The sequence below is a fragment of the Pseudomonas lini genome, from assembly GCF_964063345.1.
GTDB classification, from domain to species: Bacteria; Pseudomonadota; Gammaproteobacteria; order Pseudomonadales; family Pseudomonadaceae; genus Aquipseudomonas; species Aquipseudomonas lini_B.
Genome location: NZ_OZ061318.1, coordinates 3,957,672 through 3,983,744, shown reverse-complemented (window position 1 = coordinate 3,983,744; position 26,073 = coordinate 3,957,672). Strand labels below are relative to the sequence as shown.

The following is a 26,073-nucleotide window of genomic DNA, read 5'->3' as shown; positions in this document are numbered from 1 at the left end:
GCGCGTTCAGGGTTGATCCTTCTGCCACAGGTTGCGCAGGCTCTCGAGACACTCCTGCTGGGTGAATCCCGGCAACGACTGCCCAGGCACTGCGTCGGGGTGCTGCAAGCGCAGCCATAACCAGCCATCGAGCACCGGACGTTCGCTGAAACCCAGCGTCAGCCCTTCCTGCAGGTAAGTCCACAAGCTGTTGTAGTCGGTGCCGGTGGATCGGCTCCAGCGCCAGACGTGTTGTTCCAGCAGGCAGGTTTGCAAGGTGTCTCGCTGACGCAGGCTGAGGTTTTCTTCGATAGCCAGCGGCCGGACCGCAAGCCGCGGATTGAACAACTGCTGCCAGCCCTGACAGCCTATGGCCCGGTCGGCCCAGGTGCCACCGAACCAGCGCAACTGATCGATAGGACCTAACCAGCGACTCAGCTCCTGCGCATCGCAGGCATCGAAAAAATAACTTGCCGTGTGTGGATTGTAGTAACTCAACAAGGCCCGGTGATGCAGACCCAAGGTGACCGCGAGCATACGTCGCAAATGCTCCAGCAGCTGCGATGGCGATGTTTCACTGACCAGCAGCAACCCGCTCCAGGTATGTGGCGCACTTTGGCACAGCTCGGCCAGTGCCGGGCATTCGCGAAGGTCGACCAACACCGGCCCGTGCTCACGCAACGAGTGGAACTCGGTGCCTTCGAACAGCCGGAACCATCGGGCATGAGCAAACTGTTGCCGAAAATTCGCACTGGCCTGAGGCGCGCCCGGCACGTCGAGCAACAGCCATTGCGGGGTCAGGTCGACCGCTTGAGCGGCGATCATGCCGCACCGCTCTGGCCAGGCTGCAGCGCCGCCCGGCAGGTACAAAAAGACTGCACGCAATGACTGAAACTGCCGCCGCCGGGCAGCAGGCACAGGAGCACCAAGGGTTCGCTGGATTGCAGCAAGCCCTGCATGCCGTCGAGCACCGGGCTGACATCGGTCGTCAAGGAGGGTTGCAGGCCGGGTATGACTGGCTCTGCGCTGGAGGCTGCGCCTGGAAGAAATCCGCTGATCAAGGGTTGATCCGGATCGCCTTCGATAAAGCTCACCAACACCTGCGCCCCTTCACTCAACGGCAGGGTGCCCGCGCCTTCCAGCTCGGGAGCCAATGGCAACCAGCAGTGACTGGGCGCTGCGCCCTCCCCTTGGTAAAGCCAGTCAAACTGCACGGCAACCGGTCTGGCCAGATCCGGTTGAGACTCATCGACCTCGACCACCCACGCCCGCTGCAGACTATGCATCCTGGGTTTGACGATCGCATGAGGTGCCACCAAAGGCATTTCCTGCACAACGGCGCGCACTTGGTTGCTATAAGGAAGTTCCGGTTCCTGCCCACCCTGATGCTCGACATGGGTCAGTAGCCAGAGACGATTCCAGTCCACACACGGATGGCCGGACAGCGGCATCAGTTGGCCGCTGCGCAGGGTTGCCAGATTGGTCTGGCCTTCGGCGATCTGTCCGCAGCCGTGAAGCTTGAACTGGTGCACACCAGGTCGTTCGCTCTCACCCTCGAAGACGCTCTCTTCGCCACGGCTGAACTGCCCCAGGCCATCGCCGAAAACCAGGCAGTGTCCGAGGGCGCAGTGTTCGAAGTAGTAGTGAAGCCGTTCCTGTGCGCACAGACGCTGGAGAAATTGCAGGTCCGATTCCCGGTACTGCGTGCAGAAATCACGGGACGGGTAATTGCCGCTCAGGTCAAAGCGGCAATCCTTGCCGGCAATGCCGTGCTCCTTGAGTACTTGAGCGAGAATCTGCGGCACCGAGCGCTGGGTGAAAATTCGCTGATTGAAACGCTGGGCCAGACACGCCAGCCTGGGCCGCAGATGCACACGACATAGCCTTGGTTCACCGCCATGGCCGAGCTGCATGAGGCCAAGTAACTGCCCGTGAATACCTTGCCCTTGGGGCCCGAAGTGCAAAAAGGCCGAGCGATACAGCAGGCTCGCAAGGTCCAGCGCTGGGTCAGCGTTCAGCAGATCCACGTCGAACACAAAAGGCTCGCTGATGGCTTCACTACCGGTAAAGGCCAAGACCTCAAAGGGGTCGGGAAGACCCGCTATATCCAGACGAAATGACGGCTCGTTGACTGGATCGAACATCGGCGATTCTCTACAGGAGGGGCGGCCGGGGATTCTCGCCGAGAGACATGGCCGAGTAGAGTGCCGAAGTACAACTTAGGAAATGACCTACGTGAAAAGAAGACCACATCGCTTGGATAGCCTGGTCTGTGGGTCATTTCGCTTAAAAATAGAGAAGTGTCGCACCAGGCCATCTGAAATTTCCCCAACGTATGGAGAATTTTCAGACAACCCGATGAGAACGGTGCCTTACCTCAAGAAGACAGGTAAGACGAACGGGTCAGGCCCAGGCGCAAGGCGTCGAGGAACTGGGTGCGCTCGGCGGCGCTGATGCGGGCACTGGCGCACTTGTCGCGGTAGTGGGTCATCAGTTCTTCCGGCGACAAGTGCACGTAACGCAGCATGTCTTCGATGGTGTCGTGAGTTTCGATACCGGCGTGGTACACGCTGCCGTCGGCGTTCTGGTAGATGTTCACCGAGTCGGTGTCACCGAACAGGTTGTGCATGTCGCCGAGAATTTCCTGGTAGGCACCCACCAGGAAAATCCCCAGCAGATAATCTTCACCTTCGTTCAGACCGTGTACCGGCAAGCTGGTCTCGATGCTCTGCTCGTCGACGTACTGCTTGATCTTGCCGTCGGAGTCGCAGGTCAGGTCTTGCAGCACCGCACGGCGCAGCGGCTCTTCGTCGAGACGGTGCAGCGGCAGGATCGGCAGGACCTGGCCGATGGCCCAGGTGTCCGGCAGGCTCTGGAATACCGAGAAGTTGCAGATGTACTTGTCGGCCAGCTTGTCGTTGAGTTCGTCGAGCACCTGACGGTGGGAGCGCTGACGGGCCTTCAACGAGTTGTGCAGGCGGCGGCAAACGGCGAAGTAGCATTGCTCGGCCAGGGCTTTTTGCGCCAGGGTCAGCTTGCCATCGGCATATTGAGTGGCCACGTCGCTCATGTAGTGCGTGGCGCGCCAGTAAGTCTCGGTGACCATTTCGATGTCGGTCGGGCCGAGCAGGTCAACCAGCCATTGCACGGTTTCCGGCAGTTCTTCCTTGCTATCGATCTTCGGCACGTCGTCGTTGTGTTTCTCGACGTCGGTTACCTGAACCACCAGCATGGCGTGGTGAGCGGTCAGGGAGCGACCGCTTTCAGAGAAGATGTTCGGGTGCGGCAGGCTCTGCGCGTCGCAAAACTCCTTGAGCATCCCGACCACGACACCGGCGTAATCGTCCATGTCGTAGTTGATCGAACTGGCATTACGCGAGTGCGTACCGTCGTAGTCCACGCCCAGACCGCCGCCGACGTCGATGTGATCCACCGGCAGACCAAGGTTGCGCAGCTCTCCGTAATAACGGATCGCTTCCTTGAAGCCGTGCTGGTAGTCCGCCAGGTTGGCGATCTGCGAACCCATGTGGAAGTGCAGCAGGCGAATGCCCTGATCCAGGCCGGCAGCGCGGAAACGCTCGACCACCGACAGCAGTTGTGCCGCCGACAGGCCGAACTTGGATTTTTCACCACCGGTGTCTGCCCACTTGCTCGACGCCAGGGACGACAGACGCACGCGCAGGCCGACCTGCGGCTTGACCTTGAGCGCCGCCGCTTCTTCGATCACCAGACCGACTTCGGATTCTTTCTCGATCACGATGAACACGTTGTGGCCGAGCTTCTGGCCCATCAGCGCCAGACGGATGAACTCGCGATCCTTGTAACCGTTGCAGACGATGGTGCCGCCCTTCGGTGCCAACGCCAGAACGGCGAGCAACTCAGGCTTGGAGCCGGCTTCCAGACCGATCGATACGTCCTGGGTAGCGATGATGTTTTCGATCACCGCTTCTTGCTGGTTGACCTTGATCGGGTACAACGCGGTGTACTTGCTCTGGTATTCCAGACGCTCGATGTTGGCGTCGAACGCACCGGTCAGCTGGCGTACGCGATCTTGCAGGATGTCAGGGAAACGCACCAGCAACGGCAAGGACAAACCGCTTTTGCGCAGTTGGTCGACTTGCTCGAAGAGGTCGATAGGCGAACTGGTCGGGCCGTTCGGACGAACTTCGACGCGACCGGCGTCATTGATCGCGAAATACCCGGCCCCCCAATGGCGAATCCCGTAAACACTGCGGCTGTCCGCAACTGTCCATTGGCTGCCATCGTCTTTGCGTGTGCGTCGTACGGACATCGAAGTCCCCTATAAAGAAGTCATAGAGCGTCGCCTGGGTTCAGGCCGGCGCAGTCTAAAGAATGAAAATGACGGTTCGTCAACGAGGGGGTAGACCTCGCTGACCGCAGTGAGTTTAGAAACCGGTCATGAACAGGCTCTGTGAAAACCATGAAGACGACGCCAGACCAGAATGAAATCGGGACTGGATCAAGCCGCGGGTGGTTTTCACAGAGGCTGCTAGCCGCCGGACTTCTTCGCCTTGAAACCGTGTTTGATCAGCTCGGCCAAGAGTAGCTCGACATGATCGCCCTGGATTTCGATGATCCCGTCTTTCAACGCCCCGCCGGTCCCGCAACGTTTTTTCAACGTGGTGGCCAGATCCTTGAGCGCGTCTTCGGCCAACGGCACGCCGGTGATGGTAGTCACCGTCTTGCCGCCACGACCCTTGCTTTCGCGACGCACGCGAGCGATGCCGTCGCCGGCCGGGATAACGGTTTGTTTGCAGATACAGGCATCCACCGGTTGACTGCAATCCGGGCAATGACGACCTGCGTCGGTGGAAAATACCAGGCCACCAAGGGCGGCGAAGGATGCGGCTTTTTTGGCCACCGGCAATCCTCTTGGGAGGACAAAGACTGGTCGTGGCAGATGCCATCGACCGCGAAGCCCCACTCAGGCAGGGGCAGCGCTACTGAGCCGGTCACTGCCGGTTCAGCTTGAAAAGGTCGCGCAGTGTAACGGCAAAAACGCCGATTGCTAAGAGCCAATCGGCGCCAATTTATAGCTCTTTTGCGACGTTATTCCCTTGGGCGCGAAGATAGCGCTGCAAGGCTGCCAGAGAGTCCGGGCAATAAGGCTTCTGCGTGATTTCCAGCAGGACTTGATCGATCGGGATGAAGCGCGCTTCAAGCACTTCTTCCGGCTGCAGTATCAATGGACCGTCCCACACTGCCGAAAACGCCGAACACCAGAGCCGATTGCCGGTGTCCTCGAAGAAAAAGTGATCATGGGCAGTCAGTTCCACACCGCTCACGCCCAGCTCTTCTTCCAGCTCACGAGCCGCCGATTCGGCGTAAGTCTCAGTGGCCAGCACCATGCCGCCGGCCGCCACGTCCCAGTAACCGGGGTATATCGCTTTGCTCAGGGTACGTCGGTGTACGCACAGTTCACCGGCAGAATTGAACAGCATGATGTAGGTGCCGCGCCCGATCAGCTCGCGTTCGCGCAGCTCGGAGCGGACCAGCGCGCCGAGCAGGTTGTCCTGCTCGTCGACCCAGGCGATCTGTTCGGCATCGGAGGCCGCACGATGGGCGGCCTCACGCATGTCATCGATGGAGCTATCAACCATGACTCAGCCCTGATTGAGCAACTGGCGCAAATCGATCACCGCGGCGTTGGCCCGAGAGATGTAATTGGCCATGACCAGCGAGTGGTTGGCCAACACACCGAAGCCGCTGCCGTTGAGGATCATCGGACTCCAGACCGGTTCTTGCGAGGCTTCCAGCTCACGAATGATCTGGCGCACGCTGACCGTGGCGTTTTTCTTTGCCAGCACATCGGCGAAATCGACTTCGATCGCACGCAGCAGGTGGGACAACGCCCAGGCTTGACCGCGGGCTTCGTAGAACACGTTATCGATCTGCAGCCACGGGGTTTCGACGACTTCTTCGTCAACCTGCGGCACCTGACCGAGAGCCGGGATTTCAGTTTTCAGTGCGGTGTTGAGCTTGACCCGGCCAACACTGGCCGACAGCCGTTGCGACAGCGAACCCAAACGGGTTCCCACATCACCCAACCAGTTGTTCAGGTTGTCGGCGCGGGCATAGAACAGCGCACTTTTCTGGTCAGGCCCCGACAGACGTGCCTGATAACGACTCAGGGAGTTGATGCCTTCCTGATACTCGGACTCACTGGATGGCAGCACCCAGCTTTTGTTGTCGAAGTTGAAACGCGGCTCGGCCTTGGCCAGGTCGGCGTCTTCGGCGGACTGCGACTGGGAACGGGCGAAGTCTTTACGCAGCGCACGGCTCAGGTCGCGGACCTGGACCAGCACGCCATATTCCCAGCTCGGCATGTTGTCCATCCACAGGCCCGGCGGGAAACGGTCGTTGGAAATATAACCACCCGGTTTGGTCAGCAAAGTACCGGCAACGGTCTTGAGGGTTTCCACCGTGGTGTACCCGACAACCATCTGCTTGCCTTCTTTCTCGGCCGCCATTTGGGCATTCTGCTGAACCGGGAACAGCGCTGGCTCCTGGCTCCAGTACCAGCCCAGCGCAATCGCCACCAACAGGTAAAGAACAATCAGAGTGGCCAGCGCTCGGCTGAACAACAGGCCGCCAAAATAACTGCGGGTGGCCGATTTCGGTTCAGCGGCACGCTCAGGCGCGCTGCCTGTGCGGTTCTTCCAGTCCAGCATGGCGGTATCCTTTCAATCACTTGAGTTCATCGGTTCGACCACAACCCTACGCCATCGTGCGTCATTTGCCGCGCATTAAATCCTGCGCGTCACAGCGAGCCACACAATGACCGCAATGGAGCTGCCACTATAAATGAAGCACAGCGTTGAGCCTATGCGACCAGTCGGTCAGAAACTGAATGAAGTCGCTTTGCAGATTATTGACATACGACACTCATGCAATCGAAAAGAGATGCTAGCATAGAGCCACCAGTCGATCTCAGCATGCACCCTAACTAGTAGTCAGGATATGACCGAGCCAGAAGACCCCAGCCGTGAGCGCCTCAAGCACCACTTTGCCCAGCGGGTAATTCATCAGGCACGTCAGATTCTTGAGATATGGCAACGCCTGCAACGCAACGAATGGTCCACCACCGACTTGTCGGAACTGAGTGAGGCCAATCTGCGCCTGCTGCGCTTTGCCGAACGTTTCGAACAACCGGAACATACCCAACTGGCGCGCCACATCGGCCAGTCGCTGGAAGCGGTGGACGCCAACCGCGGACGTCTGAGCAGCGGACTGATCACTGACCTCAATCGCCTGATGCAGCGCCTGTCCCGCACCGGCCTGCGCCATGGCGACCAGCTCGAACACACCTTTCTGCCGCCGCTGCGCAAACCGATTTACGTGATGTTGCAGGATCACGACCGGGCCGAGCGGCTGGCCAAGCAACTTGAATTCTTCGGGCTCAGTGCTCAATCCCTCGACAGTGTCGCCGCGTTCCGCTCCTCGATGGTCGAGCGTTTGCCGGCGGCGATTGTCATGGACGTCGACTTCAGTGGTGCCGGTATCGGCCTGAAACTGGCGGCCGAAGCCCAGGAAGGCCTCGATCAGCCCTTGCCGCTGTTGTTTTTCAGCCTCCACGAAACCGATACCCCGACACGCCTGGCTGCCGTGCGCGCCGGTGGCCAGGAGTTTCTCACCGGCACTCTCGAAGCTTCAAGCCTGCTGGAAAAGATCGAAGTCCTGACCTGCGTCGCCCAGTACGAACCTTATAAAGTGCTGATCATCGACGACTCCCGCGCCCAGGCCTTGCACACCGAACGCCTGCTCAACAGCGCCGGGATCGTCACGCGGACTCTGATCGAACCGATCCAGGCCATGGCCGAACTGGCGGATTTCCAGCCAGACCTGATCATTCTCGACATGTACATGCCGGCCTGCACCGGTACTGAATTGGCCAAAGTGATCCGGCATAACGACCGTTATGTCAGCGTACCGATCATTTATCTGTCGGCCGAAGACGACCTGGACAAGCAGCTCGACGCCATGAGCGAGGGCGGCGACGACTTCCTGACCAAGCCGATCAAGCCGCGGCACTTGATTACCACCGTGCGCAACCGCGCGGCACGGGCGCGCAATCTGAAGGCGCGGATGGTGCGCGACAGCCTGACCGGCTTGTACAACCACACCCACATTCTGCAATTGCTCGAAGACTGTTCATTTCGCGCCCGTCGCGAAAACAAGCCGCTAAGCTTTGCGATGCTCGATATCGACCACTTCAAACGGGTCAACGACAGCCACGGCCATCCCATGGGCGACCGGGTGATCAAGAGCCTGGCGCTGTTCCTCAAGCAACGGTTGCGCAAGACCGATTTCATCGGTCGTTACGGCGGTGAAGAGTTCGCCATCGTCATGCCGGACACTGATATTGAATCGGCCTACAAGGTGCTCGATGAAATCCGTCAGCGCTTTGCCGAAATTCACTACCCGGCTCAACCCCAGGACCTTTGGTGCACCTTCAGCGCCGGCGTCGTCGAACTGCGCGAAGACTCTGACAGCCTGTTGATGGCCAGCCAGGCGGACGAGGCGTTGTACCGTGCGAAGAACGCCGGACGTAACCGCGTACAAGCCGCGCGGGAGTCAAAGCAAAGTGCCACTTTTTCATCGGAATCGACCCATTCGGTCATAACTCTGTAATAGAAACGCAATAACTTCAGGCACTTACCATTCTGCCGTTGGTAGACCATGATGCGCCTGAAGCTGTTGACCAATCTCAATACCCTCCTTTTGGTCGCCGTGTGCGTGGCCCTTGGTGTCACGCTCTGGTGGTCGCAAAAAGCCCTGGAACGCCCCTATCTATTGATGGAGCGTTATCTGGGACTGTCTCAGCAGTTTCAAAATGAAGTGGCGCGCAACGTCGAGGATTACCTGGCCAGCGGCGATGCTCTGCGTCTGAGCAGTGCCAGCCAGGCCATCGACGCCTTGCAAAAGGAACTCGGTGAGTTGCCACCGGCATTGGCCGACACCTTGCGCCCAAGCCTGTCGAACCTGACTGAATTCAGCAAAACCGACCTGCTGGCTGCCGGCAAACTCGCGGGCGATCCGCAAGCACTGCTGCTGCAAGCCGAACGCGAACTTGGTGCCAGCCTCGATCAACTCAGCCAATACGCCAGCGGTAATGCGGCGTACCTGACGCCCTTGCTCACTGCGTCCCAGCACTTGGGCAAACTGTCCCTGGCCCGGGACAAACTGGTCAGCAGTGGTCGTAGCGAACTGGCCGCCGATGTCGAGCGCGAGGTCGCCAACATCCGCGCTCAAGCTGAACAACTGGACACCTTGCCGCTGCTGGGGGTGACCGCCAGCAGTGAATCGAACACCGATGATTTCGCCGCGATGATGGGGCTGGAGAACACCGAGAAAACCGTCGCCGAAGATGCCGGTGTCGGCCTCAAACGCGAACTCAATAGCCTGCTCACCCGCTACCCTTCGGAGCTGGCGCGCACTCGCGAACAGATCCAGAAACGCGCCGACCTCAGCACCGCGACGCACTTGAAAATCGCCGCCGTGCAGCAGTCCATCACCGGGCTGGAACCGGTGGTGCGTGCCCAGCACGGGCAGATCCAGAGCGAAGTTCGGTTGATGCAAGGGGTGATGATCGGGCTGATCCTGCTGATCGCATTGCTCATCGACACCTTGCAGCGACGCCTGGCCCGAACCCTGACCAACCTTGTCCCGGCGCTGTCGACCTGGGCCGAAGGTGACTTCAGCCGCGACATTCAACTGGGCGCGACCAACCGCGAACTGCATGACATTCAAGCCTCGCTCAATCGCTTGCGCGCCTATCTGGTCGACCTGGTAGGCACCATTCGCCTCAACGCCGAGCAAGTCGCCGGCAGCAGCCGAACGTTGGCCGAATTGAGCAATGACCTGCACAGCGGCGCCGAGCATCAGGCCGGCGACACCGCGTTGATCCGCGACTCTCTCGGGGAACTCGAGGCGACGATTCAACAAGTGGCCGGTGACGCCAGCCAGGCTGCCGATGCCAGTCGTCATGCAGGACTGGCGGTGGAGCACGGTCAGAAAGTGATCGGCCTGAGCCTCACCGGGCTGCATGCGCTGGTGGGTGAAGTGCAAGGCAACGCGCAGATGATCGAACATCTGGCTGAAGAGTCGGCGACCATCGGCGGCGTACTCACGGTGATCCGCTCGATTGCCGATCAGACCAATTTGCTGGCCCTGAACGCCGCCATCGAAGCGGCCCGCGCCGGAGAAATGGGCCGAGGGTTTGCGGTGGTGGCTGAAGAGGTTCGCTCACTGGCGCAACGCACCGCCGGGGCCACGGCCGAGATCCAGACCCTGATCGCCGGCCTGCAAACCGCCGCGCGGCAATCGGTCGAAGGCATGCGAGCTCAGGTCGAGCACGCCGAAGCCACGGCCAATCAGGCTCAGGCGGCTGACGGTGCGCTGGATAAAATCGTCGGGGCGATCCAGACCATTTCCGACACCGCCGTGCGCATCGCCGATGTCACCGCCCAGCAGAGCGGCGCGGTCAGCGAAATTCGCGATCACAGTGAACGGATTCACCAATTGGGTGGGGATAACTTGCTGCGCATCGGCGTGGGGCGTGAACAAGGGGAGAATTTGTTGGTGCTGGGCGGGCGGTTGCATACAGCCGTTCAGGCCTTTCGCGTCTAAGAGCTACCGAATGCAACTGACGAGCAGGACTATCGTCATCTAAGCCCTTGTATGAAAACTCCTATTTAGCCATGCGGTAGTTTTTAGTCGTCGTTTTGATGCTAGGGTTCAGCGCTTCAATTTATCGAGCGCGCAACAGGAGTGCCCCGTGATAGTTCCAACTTCGCCCCCAGGCGTATCTGTGGAGGAAAACATGGCAGTTGCCTTCCATAAGAAAAAAGTTTTGAAAGAGGGATCCGCATTCATTTACTCCTGGTTCTATACCCAGGTCAGAAATCGCGGCCCTTGGGATTACAAAAAACTGTCTCCTGACTATGAGGCTTTCGGTAATTTCAATTACGGGGCGACCGGGGCTGCTGCGGGATTTTCCGAAAGTGTCCTGTTACGTGCCGCCGGTTTTGCCCAGACGCAGGCAAAAACGACAAAAGTAGAATTTGGAAGCTGGTGGAGCGAGGCTCCTTTTGGCGATGATCCTGCGGATCAGGAATGGATCAAAAAAGGAGTCAGGTATGCCCGGTTCAGGAACTACTAAAAAAACCGCATACACAATCGTCACCTCTTGCCTGCTGGCGGTATGCCTGGTTTACATCGGCTGGACATGGCTTATGTCTTCCAGCACCCCGGTGCTGACCGATGTAGTACTCAAACTACCCCTTGGCGAAAATGGCTTCATCTACGGTGTCAAGGATGATCGAGGTGGAGCAACAGTGCCGTTCAGCTATCGATACTATGCCTATCGCGAACTGACATCCGACGAACAGATAGCGTCTGAACTCAAGACTGCCGGTCCGTTTCTCGTCACCCGAGATCCAGCCATAAAGGTCGATGTCCAAGGCTCGGTCATCAATGTATCGACCAACCAGGAAGTCTACGAGTATCACAGCAGCACGCTGTTTCGGCATATCAACAGTACCCATTACACCCCTGTAACAATCAACTTGTGCAACCACTCCAGCGATCAATCAACAAAGTAAGCTCGACGCTGCCCACCGGAGCGACCAGAAAAACCGTCAAGATCCGGTAGCGCGGGGCGGTCTATATACAGCCGTTCAGGCCTTTCGCGTCTGACAAACCGCCATCGCGGGCAAGCCCGCTCCCACAGGGTATGCGCTGTCCTTGTGGGAGCGGGCTTGCCCGCGATGGCGTCAGAACAACCACCGCAAGATGCGCCGTCCTGCACACCCGCCCACTGTCCGCTATCATGCCCACACTTTCGATACGCGAGATTGTCATGCGCCGTTTGCTCTGCCTGCTGTTTTTAGTGCTCGCCCTGCCGGCCTCCGCCGCCGGGTTGCTGGACAGTCGGCCCAGTTCCACCCTGGGGTCGATCAACAACAGCGCTGATTTTCTGCCGGTGCGCGAAGCCTTTCAGTTGAGCCTGGTAGAAAGCACGCCGCAATCGATCAAACTGCGTTTCGTCGCCACCGAGGGCTACTACCTCTATCGCCATCGCTTCCAGTTTCGCGCCGAACCCGCCGATGTCGGCCTCGGCGCGGCGCAACTGCCCAAGGGCGAACAAAAGCACGATGAGTTCTTCGGCGATGTCGAGGTTTACCACGGGATTCTCGATGTAGAACTGCCGCGCACCGATTCACGCGCCTTTACCCTGGCCGTGACCTATCAGGGCTGCGCCGATAAAGGCCTGTGTTACCCGCCCGAGACTGAGCGCCTGAGTATTGATGGCAGCAGCGGCGCGACCACAGCCTGGGACTGGCGCGAACTGGCGCTGTTTTTCCTTGCAGGTGTTGGCCTGACATTCACCCCCTGCGTGCTGCCGATGCTGCCGATCCTTTCCGGAGTGGTCCTGCGCGGGCAGGTCGGTGGTTTACGCGGTTTCAACCTGTCGCTGGCTTACGTACTGCCGATGGCCGTTTGTTTCGCCTTGCTCGGTGCCTTGATGGGCATGTTCGGCGCACAGCTCAATCTTCAGGCGCGCTTGCAGTCGGCTTGGGTGCTGGTGCCGTTCGCGATGTTTTTCGCAGTGTTTGCCTTGGCCATGTTTGGCGTATTCGAACTGAAACTCCCCCACGCCATCAGTAGCCGGCTGGACCGGATTGCCGGGCGTACCGAAGGCGGCTCACTGTGGGGCGCGGCGGTGCTGGGCGTGGTGTCGAGCCTGCTGGTTTCGCCGTGTGTATCGGCACCACTGGCCGGCGCGCTGCTGTATATCAGCGCCAGCGGCGACGCTCTGGGCGGCGGATTGAAACTGTTCATGCTCGGCCTGGGCATGGGTGCGCCGCTGTTGCTGGTGGCTACCGGTGGCGCGGCCTGGCTGCCGAAAAGCGGTCCGTGGCTGATCTATGTAAAAAACGCGATTGGAGTACTGCTGCTGGGGCTGGCGATCGCTTTGCTCAGCCGGGTATTGCCGGGCCAGATCACCTTGTTGCTGATCGGCTTGCTCGCCGGTGGCGTCGGGTTGTTTATGGGCGCGCTGGAATTCGTCTATAAACCGCCGAGAAAACGCTTGGGGCAATTACTCGGGATGCTTCTGCTGTTTTATGCCTTGGTCTGTTGGTATGGCGCGTTCAGCGGCCAGACTGATCCGCTCAACCCCATTGGCCAACCGCGCATTATCGCGGGCAGCGGTCAACCGCAAATCGCCGGCAACTGGCAAACCATCATCACTCCAGCCGAATTGGACCGCGTACTCGCCGAAGCCAAATCCTCCGGCACACCGCTGCTGCTCGACTGGTACGCCGACTGGTGCATCAGTTGTAAAGTCATCGAACACGAAGTTCTCAACGATGCCAATGTCCTCGAACGCCTCAAAGGCTATCGATTGATCCGTTTCGACATCACCGCCAGCAACGCCGAACAACGCGCCCTGCTCGACCGCTACAAGCTGTTCGGTCCTCCGGCGCTGATGTTTTTTGGCAAAGATGGCGTCGAACGTACCGATGTGCGGGTGATCGGCGAGATCAACGCAAAAAACTTCGCCGAACGTGTTGCGAAAGCAAATGACCGGATTTAATGACCCGGTCACATATTTCGCGTAAACATCGGCCATCGTGCTGGCTATTGCATAGAACTGGACAGTCACAAAGGCTTTGCGGCATAGTCGCAGCGTTCTGACAATTGCACACAGATGACAAAGGAGCAGCAGATGGCGACCCTATTGGTTTTACACGGCCCCAACCTGAACCTGCTCGGCACCCGGGAACCGGGCGTCTACGGTGCAACGACGCTGGCGCAGATCAATCAGGATCTGGAACAGCGGGCGCGCAATGCCGGCCACCATTTGCTCTACCTGCAAAGCAACGCCGAGTACGAATTGATCGATCGCATCCACGCTGCTCGCGGCGAAGGTGTGGACTTCATTCTGATCAATCCAGCAGCTTTTACGCATACAAGTGTCGCATTACGTGACGCGCTGCTGGCAGTGAGCATCCCATTCATCGAAGTGCATTTGTCTAACGTGCACAAACGCGAACCTTTCCGCCATCACTCTTACTTCTCCGACGTTGCGGTGGGAGTGATCTGCGGCCTTGGCGCCAGCGGTTATCGACTGGCCCTGGAGGCCGCCCTAGAGCAGCTTGAAAGACCGGCAACAGCTTGAACAACAAGCGTAACGCCCCTGACCGACCCTTGGGAGTTGATGATTCATGGATATCCGTAAAGTTAAGAAACTGATCGAATTGCTGGAAGAATCCGGTATCGACGAGCTCGAGATCAAGGAAGGCGAAGAGTCCGTACGCATCAGCCGTCACAGCAAGACGCCGGCTCAGCAGTACTACGCTCCCGCTCCTATGCATGCTCCGGCACCTGCGCCTGTCGCTGCTGCTCCGGTTGCCGCCGCTGCTCCTGCAGCTCCGGCTGCGCCTGTGCTGAACGGCAACGTTGCCCGTTCGCCGATGGTCGGTACTTTCTATCGCAAATCTTCGCCGTCCTCGCCATCCTTCGTTGAAGTCGGCCAGACCGTTAAGAAAGGCGACACTCTGTGCATCGTCGAAGCCATGAAGATGATGAACCACATCGAAGCTGAAGCCAGCGGTGTGATCGAATCCATCCTCGTCGAAGACGGCCAGCCGGTTGAGTACGACCAACCGCTGTTCACCATCGTTTGAACCGCGGAGAAACTTTGATGACTGCGAAGTTGGAAAAAGTTCTGATCGCCAACCGCGGTGAGATTGCCCTGCGGATTCTGCGTGCCTGCAAAGAGATGGGCATCAAGACTGTCGCCGTTTACTCCAAGGCCGACAAAGAGCTGATGCACCTGGGCCTGGCAGACGAATCCGTCTGCATCGGTCCGGCATCGGCCGCGCACTCTTACCTGCACATTCCGGCCATCATCGCCGCTGCTGAAGTGACCGGCGCTACCGCCATTCACCCAGGCTACGGCTTCCTTGCGGAAAACGCCGACTTTGCCGAACAGGTCGAGAACTCCGGCTTCGCGTTCATTGGCCCGAAAGCCGAAACCATTCGCCTGATGGGCGACAAGGTATCGGCCAAGCACGCCATGATCGCCGCTGGCGTTCCAACCGTTCCGGGTTCCGACGGCCCACTGCCTGAAGACGAAGAAACCGCTCTGCGCATCGGTCGCGAAGTCGGTTACCCGGTGATCATCAAAGCCGCTGGCGGCGGTGGTGGTCGCGGCATGCGCGTCGTGCACAAGGAAGAAGACCTGATCGCCTCGGCGAAACTGACCCGTTCCGAAGCGGGCGCAGCGTTCGGCAACCCGATGGTCTACCTGGAAAAATTCCTGACTAACCCACGTCACGTGGAAGTTCAGGTTCTTTCCGATGGCCAGGGCCATGCTATCCATTTGGGCGACCGCGATTGCTCGCTGCAACGTCGTCACCAGAAGGTTCTCGAAGAAGCGCCGGCACCGGGCATCGACGAGAACGCGCGCGAGGAAGTCCTCGCACGCTGTGTCAGGGCCTGTATCGACATTGGCTATCGTGGCGCCGGCACCTTCGAGTTCCTGTACGAAAACGGCCACTTCTACTTCATCGAGATGAACACTCGTGTCCAGGTAGAACACCCGGTTTCGGAAATGGTCACCGGCATCGACATCGTCAAGGAGATGCTCAGCATCGCCGCTGGCAATAAGTTGTCGTACACCCAGGATGACGTCGTTATCCGCGGTCACGCGCTGGAATGTCGGATCAACGCCGAAGACCCGAAAACCTTCATGCCTAGCCCAGGCACGGTCAAGCATTTCCACGCTCCAGGCGGCAACGGCGTTCGCGTCGATTCGCACCTGTACAGTGGCTATGCCGTTCCGCCGAACTACGATTCGTTGATCGGCAAGCTGATCACCTACGGCGCAACCCGTGACGAAGCCATGGCGCGCATGCGCAATGCGCTGGACGAAATCGTTGTCGACGGGATCAAGACCAACATCCCGCTGCACCGCGATCTGGTCCGTGATGCTGGTTTCTGCAAAGGGGGCGTGAACATTCACTACCTCGAGCACAAGCTGGCTGGCGAAAAGCACTAAGCTTTAGCCCGATCAACAAAGCCGCCTTCGGGCGGCTTTGTCGTTTCTGGGGGATTGAATGCTTCACCCTTGTGGCGAGGGAGCTTGCTCCCGCTCGGTTGCACAGCAACCGCAAGACCATTCAACAGGGTTGTGCCAGACAGATCCGTACCTGCCATTTTGGGACCGCTTCGCGCTCCAGCGGGAGCAAGCTCCCTCGCCACAGATATTGGATGACTCCCGATGCGCGGCTACCCGGTCGTCTTCTGCCTCGCGCTCGCGTAAACTTGCGCGCTTCTCGCAGCCCGCTAGGCTGCAATCTATATTTTTCAAAGGTGCCCGCCATGCCTTGGCTGCAAGTCCGTCTCGCCATCAGCCCAGAACAAGCCGAAACCTACGAAGACGCTTTCCTTGAAGTGGGCGCCGTGTCGGTGACTTTCATGGACGCCGAAGATCAGCCGATTTTCGAACCGGAACTCAATACCACCCCGCTGTGGTCGCACACGCATCTGCTGGCCTTGTTCGAAGGTGGCACCGAAGCCGCCAGCGTACTGGCCCACCTCGAGTTGCTGACCGGCAGCCCGCTGCCCGAGCATCACAGCGAAGTGATCGAAGACCAGGACTGGGAACGCAGCTGGATGGACGGTTTCCAGCCGATGCGCTTCGGTCAGCGCCTGTGGATCGTCCCGAGCTGGCACGCCGCGCCTGAGCCGGACGCGGTGAACCTGCTGCTGGACCCTGGCCTGGCGTTCGGCACCGGCACTCACCCGACCACCGCGCTGTGCCTGGAATGGCTCGACGGTCAGGACCTGAAAGATTGCAACGTGCTCGACTTCGGTTGCGGCTCGGGGATTCTGGCGATTGCCGCGCTGTTGCTGGGCGCCAAGCAAGCCGTCGGCACCGACATCGACGTGCAGGCGCTGGAAGCCTCCCGCGACAATGCCGGTCGCAACAACATTGCCGACGAACTCTTCCCGCTGTATCTGCCGCAAGACCTGCCACAGGTTCAGGCCGACGTGCTGGTGGCCAACATTCTTGCCGGCCCGCTGGTTTCGCTGGCGCCGCAACTCTCCAGCCTGGTCAAGCCGGGCGGTCGCTTGGCGCTGTCGGGCATCCTCGCCGAACAAGGTGAAGAAGTCGCCGCTGCCTACGCTCAGGACTTCGATCTGGACCCGATTGCCAATCGCGACGGCTGGGTACGCATTACTGGCCGTCGGCGCTAGAATGAGCGCCTGCATAAACCGGATTGCCGCATGACCGACAGCTTCGTCACCCAGTGCCCGCATTGCCAAACCAGCTTCCGCGTCAGCCATGCTCAGTTGAGCGCGGCCCGTGGAGTGGTTCGTTGCGGCTCGTGCTTGCAAGTATTCAACGCCGCCAAGCAGTTACTCGAGCAGCGGGCCGGCAAGGAGACGGTCAAACCGGTTGCACCGGCGCCCGTCGAACCACCCGTACAGCGGGCCATCAGCCAAAAGCAATGGACCGCTGCGGAAATGGATCTGGACAGCCTGGATCTGGACGAAGAGCTCGCCCGCCTTGAACAGCGGGAAATCCAGCCAACAACGGAATTCATTCGGCCCCGCGAAGACAGCCTCAGCGCTCGCCGCGATACCACCGAGCACGATCAGGAGCCCTGGTCCGACAGCCTCTTCAGTGAATCGGCCGCCGATCGCGCACAAACCGCAGACGCGCCCACGCCAGAACCGACGATCGAGCCGAGCAAACACTCGCGCACCGAGCCTTCGCTGTCGCTGGAACCCGCGGATCTGGACGACGAGCCCGAGATACAACATCTGCGCCTGCACGACCCGCTCGACGCCCCGATCCCCTTTGGCAGCCTGTCGGCGACTCCCGATGAAGTCGACGACGCCCTGCCCTCGGTCGAACCCCTGCGCAAGCGACGCGAACGCAGCGGACCGGCCTTGCGCGCGGAAGTGCTGGAGGACCTGAGCGACGACCCGTTGCAACTGGACTGGCAAAAACGTCGCTCCCCCTGGGGCCGGCGCTTTTTCTGGTTGCTGCTGATCCTGCTCGGCGCCGCCGGCCTCGCTGGCCAATATGTCGCCTACCACTTCGACGAACTGGCACGCCAGGACCAGTACCGTCCGTGGTTCCAGCAACTATGTCCGCAGATCGGCTGCACCGTGCCGTCCAAGGTCGACATCGCGAAAGTCAAAAGCAGCAACCTGGTGGTCCGCAGCCACCCGGACTTCAACGGCGCACTCGTGGTCGATGCCATCATCTACAATCGCGCGCCCTTCTCCCAGCCCTTCCCGTTGCTGGAACTGCGCTTTGCCGACCTCAACGGCCACCTGATCGCCAGCCGTCGCTTCAAGCCCGGCGAGTACCTCAGCGGCGACCTCGAAGGCCTGGCGGAAATGCCACCACAAACGCCGATCCACATCGCGCTGGACATTCTCGATCCAGGCCCCAAAGCGGTGAACTACAGCCTGAGCTTCCATTCTCCCGAGTGAAACGCTCGAGTGTTACAGGCTTGACGGCAGTTTTCTGACTTTGACCGTTCAAACCAAACCGCTGGCGATAACAGAATAACTGTTCAGATTTTGTTCAATTCAGCCTTTATCCAGTCATCGAGAGCGGGTATCATGCCAACCCTTTTTCGAACTCTCATGATCCGGCCCCACAACAGGGAAGTCCTATGTCGGCGGTACGCATCGGTCCATATACATTGCACAACGGCTTGATTCTCGCCCCCATGGCGGGTGTCACCGATCAGCCCTTTCGTCAGCTGTGCAAGCGACTGGGCGCGGGCCTTGTAGTCTCGGAAATGGTCACCAGCGACATGAGCTTGTGGAACACCCGCAAATCGCGGATGCGCATGATCCACGAAGGTGATCCCGAGCCCCGCTCGGTACAGATCGCCGGCGGAGATGCGCAAATGCTGGCGGATGCAGCCCGGGCCAATGTCGAACTGGGCGCACAGATTATTGATATCAACATGGGCTGTCCGGCGAAGAAGGTCTGCAACAAGGCCGCCGGCTCCGCCCTGTTGAAAGATGAAGCATTGGTGACCGAGATCCTGCAGGCCGTGGTGGCTGCGGTCGATGTACCGGTCACCCTGAAGATCCGCACCGGCTGGGACCGGGCGAACAAGAACGGCCTGACCGTGGCGAAGATCGCCGAACAGGCAGGCATTACGGCGTTGGCGGTACATGGCCGCACCCGTGCCGATCTGTATACCGGTGAAGCGGAGTACGACACCATTGCCGCGATCAAGCAGGCAGTGTCGATTCCGGTCTTCGCCAATGGCGATATCGATTCACCCGAGAAGGCCCGATACGTGCTCGACGCGACCGGTGCCGATGGCCTGTTGGTGGGGCGGGCTGCCCAGGGGCAGCCATGGATTTTTCGTGAAATCGACCATTATCTGCGTACCGGCGAAAAACTCCCGGCACCGGAACTGATCGAGGTGGAACGTATTCTGCTTGAGCATCTGGCCGCGCTGCATGCCTTCTATGGCGACGTCATGGGCGTGCGCATAGCTCGCAAGCATGTGGGCTGGTATCTCGCAACCTTGCCGGGCGCCAGGGAGTTCCGCGCCCACTTCAATCGTTTGCAAGAGACGGAAGCACAATGCGCCTACGTTCGGGCCTTCTTCGCCGAACGCTACAAGAGCCTGACAGGGGACGGAGAAGGGGTGGCTGCATGACGATGATGACCGAGACTTTAGTGAGTGGAACAACACCCGTGAGCGACAACGTGAATTTGAAACAGCACCTCAATACGCCGAGCGAAGAAGGTCAGACCCTTCGCGGGAGTGTCGAGAAGGCGCTGCACAATTATTTCGCCCACCTTGAGGGCGCTGCCGTCACGGATGTGTACAACCTGGTGCTCTCCGAAGTCGAGGCTCCCCTGCTCGAATGCGTGATGAACTACGTCAAGGGCAACCAGACCAAAGCCAGTGAGTTGCTCGGGTTGAACCGGGGCACCCTGCGCAAGAAACTCAAGCAGTACGACTTGCTGTAAGCATTCAATCAAACCAGAAAGGCGCCCGCGTATAACCGGTCGCCTTTTTTGCTGACTCCTTTGCTTTTGATGGAAATTGAAATGACCGACCAGACTACCCGCCTGCCGATCCGCCGCGCCTTGATCAGTGTTTCCGACAAGACCGGGATCCTTGAATTCGCCAAGGAACTCGAAGCCCTGGGCGTCGAGATCCTCTCCACCGGCGGGACGTTCAAGCTGCTGCGCGACAACGGCGTTGCCGCAGTGGAAGTCGCGGATTACACCGGTTTCGCAGAAATGATGGACGGTCGGGTGAAAACCCTGCACCCGAAAATCCACGGCGGGATCCTCGGTCGTCGCGGTATCGACGACGCCATCATGAACGAGCACGGCATCAAGCCGATCGATCTGGTTGCGGTCAACCTGTACCCGTTCGAAGCCACCATCAACAAGCCAGGCTGCGACCTGCCGACCGCCATCGAAAACATCGACATCGGCGGCCCGACCATGGTCCGTTCGGCAGCCAAGAACCACAAAGACGTGGCCATCGTGGTGAATGCCAGCGATTACGCCAACGTCCTGCAAAGCCTCAAGGCCGGCGGCCTGACCTACGCTCAGCGTTTCGACCTGATGCTCAAGGCCTTCGAACACACCGCCGCCTATGACGGCATGATCGCCAACTACATGGGCACCGTGAACCAGGCGGCTGAAACCCTCGCTACCTCCGGTCGCAGCGAGTTCCCGCGCACCTTCAACAGCCAGTTCATCAAGGCTCAGGAAATGCGCTACGGCGAGAACCCGCACCAGAGCGCGGCGTTCTACGTTGAAGCCAAGCCTGCCGAAGTCGGCATTGCCACCGCGACCCAACTGCAAGGCAAAGAGCTGTCGTTCAACAACGTGGCCGACACCGACGCCGCGCTGGAATGTGTGAAGAGCTTTGTCAAACCGGCCTGCGTGATCGTCAAGCACGCCAATCCATGCGGCGTGGCCGTAAGCCCGGACGCAGAAGGCGGCATCCGTCAGGCCTATGAACTGGCCTACGCCACTGACACCGAGTCGGCGTTCGGCGGCATCATCGCGTTCAACCGCGAACTGGATGCTGAAACCGCCAAGGCCATCGTCGAGCGTCAGTTCGTCGAAGTGATCATCGCCCCGTCCGTCAGTGAAGAAGCTCGCGCCATCGTCGCTGCAAAAGCCAACGTACGCCTGCTGGCCTGTGGCGAGTGGTCGGCTGATCGCGCCCCGGCCTGGGACTACAAACGCGTCAATGGCGGTTTGCTGGTGCAGAGCCGCGACATCGGCATGATCGGCAGCGAAGACCTGAAAGTCGTGACCAAGCGCGCCCCGACAGAACAGGAGATCAATGACCTGATCTTCGCCTGGAAAGTCGCCAAGTACGTCAAATCCAATGCGATCGTCTACGCCAAGAACCGTCAGACCATCGGTGTCGGCGCCGGCCAGATGAGCCGCGTGAACTCCGCACGTATCGCCGCGATCAAGGCCGAACACGCCGGGTTGCAGGTGGCAGGCTCGGTGATGGCCTCCGACGCCTTTTTCCCGTTCCGCGATGGTCTGGACAATGCGGCCAAGGTCGGTATCACTGCGGTGATCCAGCCAGGTGGCTCGATGCGTGATAACGAAGTGATCGCGGCTGCCGACGAGGCTGGCATCGCGATGGTCTTTACTGGCATGCGCCACTTCCGTCACTGATTTCTTTGCTTGATCGTACCCACGCTCTGCGTGGGCACGCAGCCCGGGACGCTCCGCGTCCCTCGGACGCAGAGCGTCCGTTGAGGTATTCCCACGCAGAGCGTGGGAACGATCGCCCCCCACAGAATTAGCGTCATCCGAGGTTTTTTGAAATGAATGTTTTGATCATTGGCAGCGGTGGCCGTGAACACGCCCTGGCCTGGAAAGTGGCTCAGGATCCGCGTGTGCAGAAAGTTTTCGTTGCCCCGGGCAACGCCGGCACGGCCATTGAAGCAAAGTGCGAGAACGTTGCTATCGACGTGCTCGCCCTCGAGCAGCTTGCAGATTTCGCGGAGAAAAACGTTTCCCTCACCATCGTCGGCCCGGAAGTGCCGCTGGTCGCCGGTGTCGTCGACCTGTTCCGCTCCCGTGGCCTGGATTGCTTCGGCCCAACGGCGGGTGCCGCGCAACTGGAAGGTTCGAAAGCCTTCACCAAAGACTTCCTGGCTCGTCACAAGATCCCGACCGCCGACTACCAGAACTTCACCGAGATCGAGCCGGCCCTGGCTTATCTGCGTGAAAAAGGCGCACCGATCGTAATCAAGGCCGATGGCCTGGCCGCCGGTAAAGGCGTAATCGTCGCCATGACCTTGAGCGAAGCCGAAGACGCAGTGCGCGACATGCTCGCCGGCAACGCGTTTGGCGACGCCGGTTCCCGCGTGGTGATCGAAGAGTTCCTGGACGGCGAAGAAGCCAGTTTCATCGTCATGGTCGACGGCAAGAACGTATTGCCGATGGCCACCAGCCAGGACCACAAACGCGTCGGCGACGGCGATACCGGCCCGAACACCGGCGGCATGGGTGCTTACTCCCCGGCTCCGGTCGTCACAGCCGAAGTCCATCAGCGGGTCATGGACCTGGTGATCTGGCCAACCGTGCGTGGCATGGCCGAGGAAGGCAACATTTACACCGGTTTCCTCTATGCCGGCCTGATGATCGACAAGGCTGGTAACCCAAAAGTTATCGAGTTCAACTGCCGTTTCGGCGATCCTGAGACCCAACCGGTGATGCTGCGTTTGCAGTCGAGCCTGGTGTTGCTGGTCGAAGCAGCTTTGGCGCAAGCGCTGGACAAGGTCGAAGCGCAATGGGATCCACGTCCGAGCGTCGGCATCGTATTGGCCGCTGGCGGTTATCCGGGTGACTACGCCAAAGGCGTCGCCATCAACGGCCTGGATGCAGCCGCGGCACTGGAAGGCAAAGTCTTCCACGCCGGTACTGCGCTCAAGGACGGTCAAGTGGTGACCGCCGGTGGTCGAGTGCTGTGCGCTACCGCCATGGGCACCAGCGTCGATGCAGCCCAGCAGCAGGCTTACAAACTAGCGGCTAAAATCGACTGGGAAGGCTGCTTCTACCGCAAGGACATTGGCTACCGCGCCATTGCCCGCGAGCGTGGCGAAAATCAGGAATAAGTCATCCATTCGGCCAGGCAAGGGCTTGCGGCCCTTGCCTGACTATTCCGGCGCCGCGCATAGTTATACTCTGGCATTAACCTACGAAGGGATTTCGCCGTGCGCTGGCTCAGGATTGCCATAGGCTTCACCGTCACTTTGCTGACCTTGCTCTGCATGCTCCCGGCCCAGGCCGCGCAAGGCAGTGGCTGGGCAGTATTGCTCGACGAACAGGGCGATCTGCAGCTGAGCGACATCCGTTCCAGCCGCTACACCAATCAATTCAGCCCCATCGAACTCGACCGCCTCACCGCGGCCGCGCCCGATGGCGCGCTATGGCTGCGTTTCAGGCTCGCACCCGGCAAGCATGAACAGTTGCTGCGAGTGTTCGCACCAGACCTGTCGCACCTCAATCTGTATGTGCTCGACGGCGACCAGTTGATCGATCAATTGAATACCGGTACCGGGCAGCTCCAGGCTAAGCGCCCCCTCCCCAGCAGCGACTTCATGTTGCCGCTGCCACAAAGCGACAAAACCCTCGACGTCTACCTGCGGCTGGTTTCCGAACACCAGTTTCGGCCTTACATCACCCTGCAATCGGCGGTCATGACCGCGGCCACTCAGTACCAGACGCTGATCTACGGCTTGCTCTTTGGCTGCCTAGGGATGCTGATCCTGCACAACCTGACCCGTTACATCTACACCCGCTCGCGCAGCAGCCTCTGGCTGGCAGCATGCGAAGGGCTGCTGATGCTCAGCCTGGTGTTGCTACTGAACCTGGCACGGCCATGGTTGCCGAACTGGTCCGCCGTGCAGACACCCGGTGCCTACCTCGCTTTGCTGATGACCGCGCCTTGCGGTCTGATGTTCGCCTACCGTTTCTTCGCCCCGCTCGGCCCTCACCCGCTGAACAAGCTGCTGCTGGGGGACATACTGTTCATCATGGTCTGCGGCCTGCTGTTGCTGTTCGTCAACACACTGCCACTGAACCTGATCACCTATGGGCTGGTTGCTCTGGCCGGTCTGAGCATGTTGTTCGTCAGTGCCCATCACTGGCAAAAAGGCTATCGCCCGGCGCGCCTGTTCGTGGCGGCCATGGTGGTATTCAACCTCGGCACATTGATTATCCTGCCGGCACTGCAGGGACTGACCCTTGTCGCTCCGCAAGGCCTGATCATTGTTCTTCTGGTGTTTATTTGCATCAGTGGCCTGTTGATGAGTGTTGCCCTGGGCGAGCGACAGCGAAGCATTACCGAAGACCGTTTCAGCGTCAGTCGCGATCTGGCCGCCAGCAACGCCGAGATCAACGCCAAAGCCGAGTTTCTGGCGAAGATCAGCCACGAAATCCGCACCCCGATGAATGGCGTGCTGGGCATGACCGAACTCCTGCTGGGCACACCGCTGTCGGTCAAGCAGCGCGACTATGTGCAGACCATCCACAGCGCCGGCAATGAGCTGCTGACACTGATCAACGAAATTCTCGACATCTCCAAACTCGAGTCCGGGCAGATCGAACTGGACGACGTGCAGTTCGACCTCAACGCCCTGATCGAAGACTGCCTGAGCATCTTCCGCGCCAAGGCCGAACAGCAGAACGTCGAGCTGATCAGCTTTATCCAGCCGCAGGTACCACGCGTCATCAGCGGAGATCCGACGCGCCTGCGCCAGACCCTGTTGAGCCTGCTGGAAAACGCCCTGAAGAAAACCGACGAAGGCGAGATCCTGATCGTCGTCGCTCTGGATGAACGCAGCGCCAAACCGCGGCTGCGCATCGCCGTGCAGGACAGCGGCCAGCCCATGGAAGCGGAAGAACGCGACGCGTTGATGCATGCCGAACTGCACAGCAAGCACTTCCTCTCGGCCACCAGCCTGGGGGGCAATCTAGGGTTGGTGATTGCCCGTCAGCTGATCCGTTTGATGCAGGGTGAATTCGGCATCAAGAGCGGCGCCAACCAGGGCAGCACTTTGTGGCTGACCCTGCCACTGGACCCGGACCGTCTCGAACATCCGACCTCGGACCTGGACAGCCCGCTGCAAGGCGCACGCGTTCTGGTCGTGGACGACAACGACACCTGTCGCAAGGTGTTGGTGCAGCAGTGCAGCGCCTGGGGCTTGAATGTCAGCGCCGTGCCATCCGGCAAGGAGGCCCTGGCGTTGCTGCGCACCAAGGCTCACCTGCGCGATTATTTCGACGTGGTCCTGCTGGACCAGAACATGCCCGGCATGACCGGCATGCAACTGGCCGCCAAGATCAAGGAAGACCCGAGCCTGAACCATGACATTCTGCTGATCATGCTCACCGGCATCAGCAATGCTCCGAGCAAGATCATCGCGCGTAATTCCGGGATCAAGCGCATTCTCGCCAAACCTGTGGCCGGCTATACCCTCAAGACCACGTTGGCGGACGAGCTGAATCAGCGCAATAAAGGCCTGTCCGTGTCACAGCTCCTGCCCACCGGCCCTACTCTCCCGGTCAAGGTGCCCAGCGATTTCCGCATTCTGGTGGCCGAAGACAACAGCATCTCGACCAAGGTCATACGCGGCATGCTGGGCAAACTTAATCTGCAACCGGACACCGCCAGCAATGGCGAAGAAGCCCTGGTGGCGATGAAGGCCCAGCGCTATGACCTGGTACTGATGGACTGTGAAATGCCAATCCTCGACGGCTTCTCCGCCACTCAGCAACTGCGTGCCTGGGAAGTCGGTAACCAGCGGATTCGCACCCCCGTGGTGGCCTTGACCGCACACATCCTCGCCGAGCATAAAGAGCGCGCACGTCAGGCCGGCATGGATGGGCACATGGCCAAACCGGTCGAGCTGTCGCAGTTGCGCGACCTGATCGAGCATTGGGTTGCCCAGCGTGATCAGCAAAACCGGGCAGCGGTTCAGACCTCCTGAGCCGACAGACTCCATAGCGCCTGA

Annotated in this window: 21 protein-coding genes; 15 read left to right on the top strand and 6 right to left on the bottom strand. The window is 59.7% G+C overall.

The genetic code is table 11. The annotated features are described in order from the left end of the window. Window positions 1-6: 6 nt before the first annotated feature. The 6 genes from AB3226_RS17950 to AB3226_RS17925 all read right to left on the bottom strand — a co-directional run bounded on the left by AB3226_RS17950 (window position 7) and on the right by AB3226_RS17925 (window position 6,671). Window positions 7-804, bottom strand: coding sequence for a DUF4123 domain-containing protein (locus AB3226_RS17950; RefSeq protein ID WP_367374032.1), 798 nt, complete (start codon window positions 802-804; stop codon window positions 7-9). Continuing rightward, window positions 801-2,123: a contractile injection system protein, VgrG/Pvc8 family gene (locus AB3226_RS17945; protein ID WP_367374031.1), complete on the bottom strand. Its 1,323-nt coding sequence runs from the start codon at window positions 2,121-2,123 to the stop codon at window positions 801-803. The genes AB3226_RS17950 and AB3226_RS17945 overlap by 4 nt, the downstream gene beginning before the upstream one ends. Before the next feature lie 233 nt (window positions 2,124-2,356). Continuing rightward, a complete protein-coding gene (gene speA / locus AB3226_RS17940) occupies window positions 2,357-4,270 on the bottom strand; it encodes an arginine decarboxylase (RefSeq protein ID WP_367374030.1) in 1,914 nt (637 codons plus the stop codon). Window positions 4,271-4,489: 219 nt separating this feature from the next. Continuing rightward, window positions 4,490-4,861: a translation initiation factor Sui1 gene (locus AB3226_RS17935; RefSeq protein ID WP_007907444.1), complete on the bottom strand. Its 372-nt coding sequence runs from the start codon at window positions 4,859-4,861 to the stop codon at window positions 4,490-4,492. A 169-nt stretch (window positions 4,862-5,030) separates the two neighbouring features. After that, window positions 5,031-5,600: an NUDIX hydrolase gene (locus AB3226_RS17930; RefSeq protein ID WP_367374029.1), complete on the bottom strand. Its 570-nt coding sequence runs from the start codon at window positions 5,598-5,600 to the stop codon at window positions 5,031-5,033. Window positions 5,601-5,603: 3 nt separating this feature from the next. Then, complete coding sequence (locus AB3226_RS17925; RefSeq protein WP_367374028.1) at window positions 5,604-6,671, bottom strand: DUF2333 family protein; 1,068 nt, start codon at window positions 6,669-6,671, stop codon at window positions 5,604-5,606. Between the two features lie 289 nt (window positions 6,672-6,960). Here AB3226_RS17925 and gcbA point away from each other — a divergent pair, with 289 nt between their 5' ends. The 15 genes from gcbA (at window position 6,961) to AB3226_RS17850 (ending at window position 26,049) form a co-directional block, all read left to right on the top strand. Further along, window positions 6,961-8,631: a diguanylate cyclase GcbA gene (gene gcbA / locus AB3226_RS17920; protein WP_367374027.1), complete on the top strand. Its 1,671-nt coding sequence runs from the start codon at window positions 6,961-6,963 to the stop codon at window positions 8,629-8,631. A 51-nt stretch (window positions 8,632-8,682) separates the two neighbouring features. Then, on the top strand, window positions 8,683-10,629 hold the full coding sequence (locus AB3226_RS17915; protein ID WP_367375812.1) for a methyl-accepting chemotaxis protein: 1,947 nt from the start codon (window positions 8,683-8,685) through the stop codon (window positions 10,627-10,629). A gap of 193 nt (window positions 10,630-10,822) precedes the next feature. Next, entirely contained in the window at window positions 10,823-11,161 is a 339-nt protein-coding gene (locus AB3226_RS17910; protein ID WP_367374026.1) for a polymorphic toxin type 44 domain-containing protein, read from the top strand. Continuing rightward, complete coding sequence (locus AB3226_RS17905) at window positions 11,139-11,603, top strand: hypothetical protein (RefSeq protein ID WP_367374025.1); 465 nt, start codon at window positions 11,139-11,141, stop codon at window positions 11,601-11,603. Before AB3226_RS17910 ends, AB3226_RS17905 begins: the two co-directional genes overlap by 23 nt. 257 nt (window positions 11,604-11,860) lie before the next feature. After that, complete coding sequence (locus AB3226_RS17900) at window positions 11,861-13,600, top strand: protein-disulfide reductase DsbD (protein WP_367374024.1); 1,740 nt, start codon at window positions 11,861-11,863, stop codon at window positions 13,598-13,600. A 132-nt stretch (window positions 13,601-13,732) separates the two neighbouring features. After that, on the top strand, window positions 13,733-14,185 hold the full coding sequence (aroQ, locus tag AB3226_RS17895) for a type II 3-dehydroquinate dehydratase (protein ID WP_123358611.1): 453 nt from the start codon (window positions 13,733-13,735) through the stop codon (window positions 14,183-14,185). 46 nt (window positions 14,186-14,231) lie between these two features. Then, the gene (gene accB, locus AB3226_RS17890) at window positions 14,232-14,693 is read left to right on the top strand and encodes an acetyl-CoA carboxylase biotin carboxyl carrier protein (protein WP_038978781.1); all 462 of its coding nucleotides are present in this window, start codon (window positions 14,232-14,234) and stop codon (window positions 14,691-14,693) included. 17 nt (window positions 14,694-14,710) lie between these two features. Next, window positions 14,711-16,069 (top strand): acetyl-CoA carboxylase biotin carboxylase subunit, encoded by a 1,359-nt coding sequence (accC, locus tag AB3226_RS17885; protein ID WP_258619748.1) that lies wholly within the window; start codon window positions 14,711-14,713, stop codon window positions 16,067-16,069. Between the two features lie 323 nt (window positions 16,070-16,392). Beyond that, a complete protein-coding gene (prmA, locus tag AB3226_RS17880) occupies window positions 16,393-17,271 on the top strand; it encodes a 50S ribosomal protein L11 methyltransferase (protein WP_052965847.1) in 879 nt (292 codons plus the stop codon). Window positions 17,272-17,301: 30 nt separating this feature from the next. Then, window positions 17,302-18,522: a DUF3426 domain-containing protein gene (locus AB3226_RS17875; protein WP_367374023.1), complete on the top strand. Its 1,221-nt coding sequence runs from the start codon at window positions 17,302-17,304 to the stop codon at window positions 18,520-18,522. A gap of 185 nt (window positions 18,523-18,707) precedes the next feature. Continuing rightward, a complete protein-coding gene (dusB, locus tag AB3226_RS17870) occupies window positions 18,708-19,718 on the top strand; it encodes a tRNA dihydrouridine synthase DusB (RefSeq protein ID WP_367374022.1) in 1,011 nt (336 codons plus the stop codon). Further along, a complete protein-coding gene (gene fis, locus AB3226_RS17865; protein ID WP_007907419.1) occupies window positions 19,715-20,035 on the top strand; it encodes a DNA-binding transcriptional regulator Fis in 321 nt (106 codons plus the stop codon). The genes dusB and fis overlap by 4 nt, the downstream gene beginning before the upstream one ends. Before the next feature lie 81 nt (window positions 20,036-20,116). Next, window positions 20,117-21,724, top strand: a complete 1,608-nt coding sequence (gene purH / locus AB3226_RS17860) for a bifunctional phosphoribosylaminoimidazolecarboxamide formyltransferase/IMP cyclohydrolase (protein WP_367374021.1) — start codon at window positions 20,117-20,119, stop codon at window positions 21,722-21,724. 152 nt (window positions 21,725-21,876) lie between these two features. Continuing rightward, window positions 21,877-23,172 carry a phosphoribosylamine--glycine ligase gene (gene purD, locus AB3226_RS17855; protein WP_367374020.1) on the top strand — a complete coding sequence of 432 codons (1,296 nt, stop codon included), beginning with the start codon at window positions 21,877-21,879 and terminating at the stop codon, window positions 23,170-23,172. Window positions 23,173-23,271: 99 nt separating this feature from the next. Then, on the top strand, window positions 23,272-26,049 hold the full coding sequence (locus tag AB3226_RS17850) for a response regulator (RefSeq protein ID WP_367374019.1): 2,778 nt from the start codon (window positions 23,272-23,274) through the stop codon (window positions 26,047-26,049). Window positions 26,050-26,073 lie beyond the last annotated feature (24 nt).

Coding starts and splice junctions, on each gene's coding strand:
- speA (WP_367374030.1), bottom strand. CDS start 4,270: ATGTCCGTACGACGCACACGCAAAGACGATGGCAGCCAATGGACAGTT.
- AB3226_RS17905 (WP_367374025.1), top strand. CDS start 11,139: ATGCCCGGTTCAGGAACTACTAAAAAAACCGCATACACAATCGTCACC.
- aroQ (WP_123358611.1), top strand. CDS start 13,733: ATGGCGACCCTATTGGTTTTACACGGCCCCAACCTGAACCTGCTCGGC.
- gcbA (WP_367374027.1), top strand. CDS start 6,961: ATGACCGAGCCAGAAGACCCCAGCCGTGAGCGCCTCAAGCACCACTTT.
- purH (WP_367374021.1), top strand. CDS start 20,117: ATGACCGACCAGACTACCCGCCTGCCGATCCGCCGCGCCTTGATCAGT.
- AB3226_RS17945 (WP_367374031.1), bottom strand. CDS start 2,123: ATGTTCGATCCAGTCAACGAGCCGTCATTTCGTCTGGATATAGCGGGT.
- AB3226_RS17875 (WP_367374023.1), top strand. CDS start 17,302: ATGACCGACAGCTTCGTCACCCAGTGCCCGCATTGCCAAACCAGCTTC.
- AB3226_RS17950 (WP_367374032.1), bottom strand. CDS start 804: ATGATCGCCGCTCAAGCGGTCGACCTGACCCCGCAATGGCTGTTGCTC.
- AB3226_RS17930 (WP_367374029.1), bottom strand. CDS start 5,600: ATGGTTGATAGCTCCATCGATGACATGCGTGAGGCCGCCCATCGTGCG.
- purD (WP_367374020.1), top strand. CDS start 21,877: ATGAATGTTTTGATCATTGGCAGCGGTGGCCGTGAACACGCCCTGGCC.
- AB3226_RS17925 (WP_367374028.1), bottom strand. CDS start 6,671: ATGCTGGACTGGAAGAACCGCACAGGCAGCGCGCCTGAGCGTGCCGCT.
- prmA (WP_052965847.1), top strand. CDS start 16,393: ATGCCTTGGCTGCAAGTCCGTCTCGCCATCAGCCCAGAACAAGCCGAA.
- AB3226_RS17900 (WP_367374024.1), top strand. CDS start 11,861: ATGCGCCGTTTGCTCTGCCTGCTGTTTTTAGTGCTCGCCCTGCCGGCC.
- AB3226_RS17915 (WP_367375812.1), top strand. CDS start 8,683: ATGCGCCTGAAGCTGTTGACCAATCTCAATACCCTCCTTTTGGTCGCC.
- fis (WP_007907419.1), top strand. CDS start 19,715: ATGACGATGATGACCGAGACTTTAGTGAGTGGAACAACACCCGTGAGC.
- AB3226_RS17910 (WP_367374026.1), top strand. CDS start 10,823: ATGGCAGTTGCCTTCCATAAGAAAAAAGTTTTGAAAGAGGGATCCGCA.
- accB (WP_038978781.1), top strand. CDS start 14,232: ATGGATATCCGTAAAGTTAAGAAACTGATCGAATTGCTGGAAGAATCC.
- accC (WP_258619748.1), top strand. CDS start 14,711: ATGACTGCGAAGTTGGAAAAAGTTCTGATCGCCAACCGCGGTGAGATT.
- dusB (WP_367374022.1), top strand. CDS start 18,708: ATGTCGGCGGTACGCATCGGTCCATATACATTGCACAACGGCTTGATT.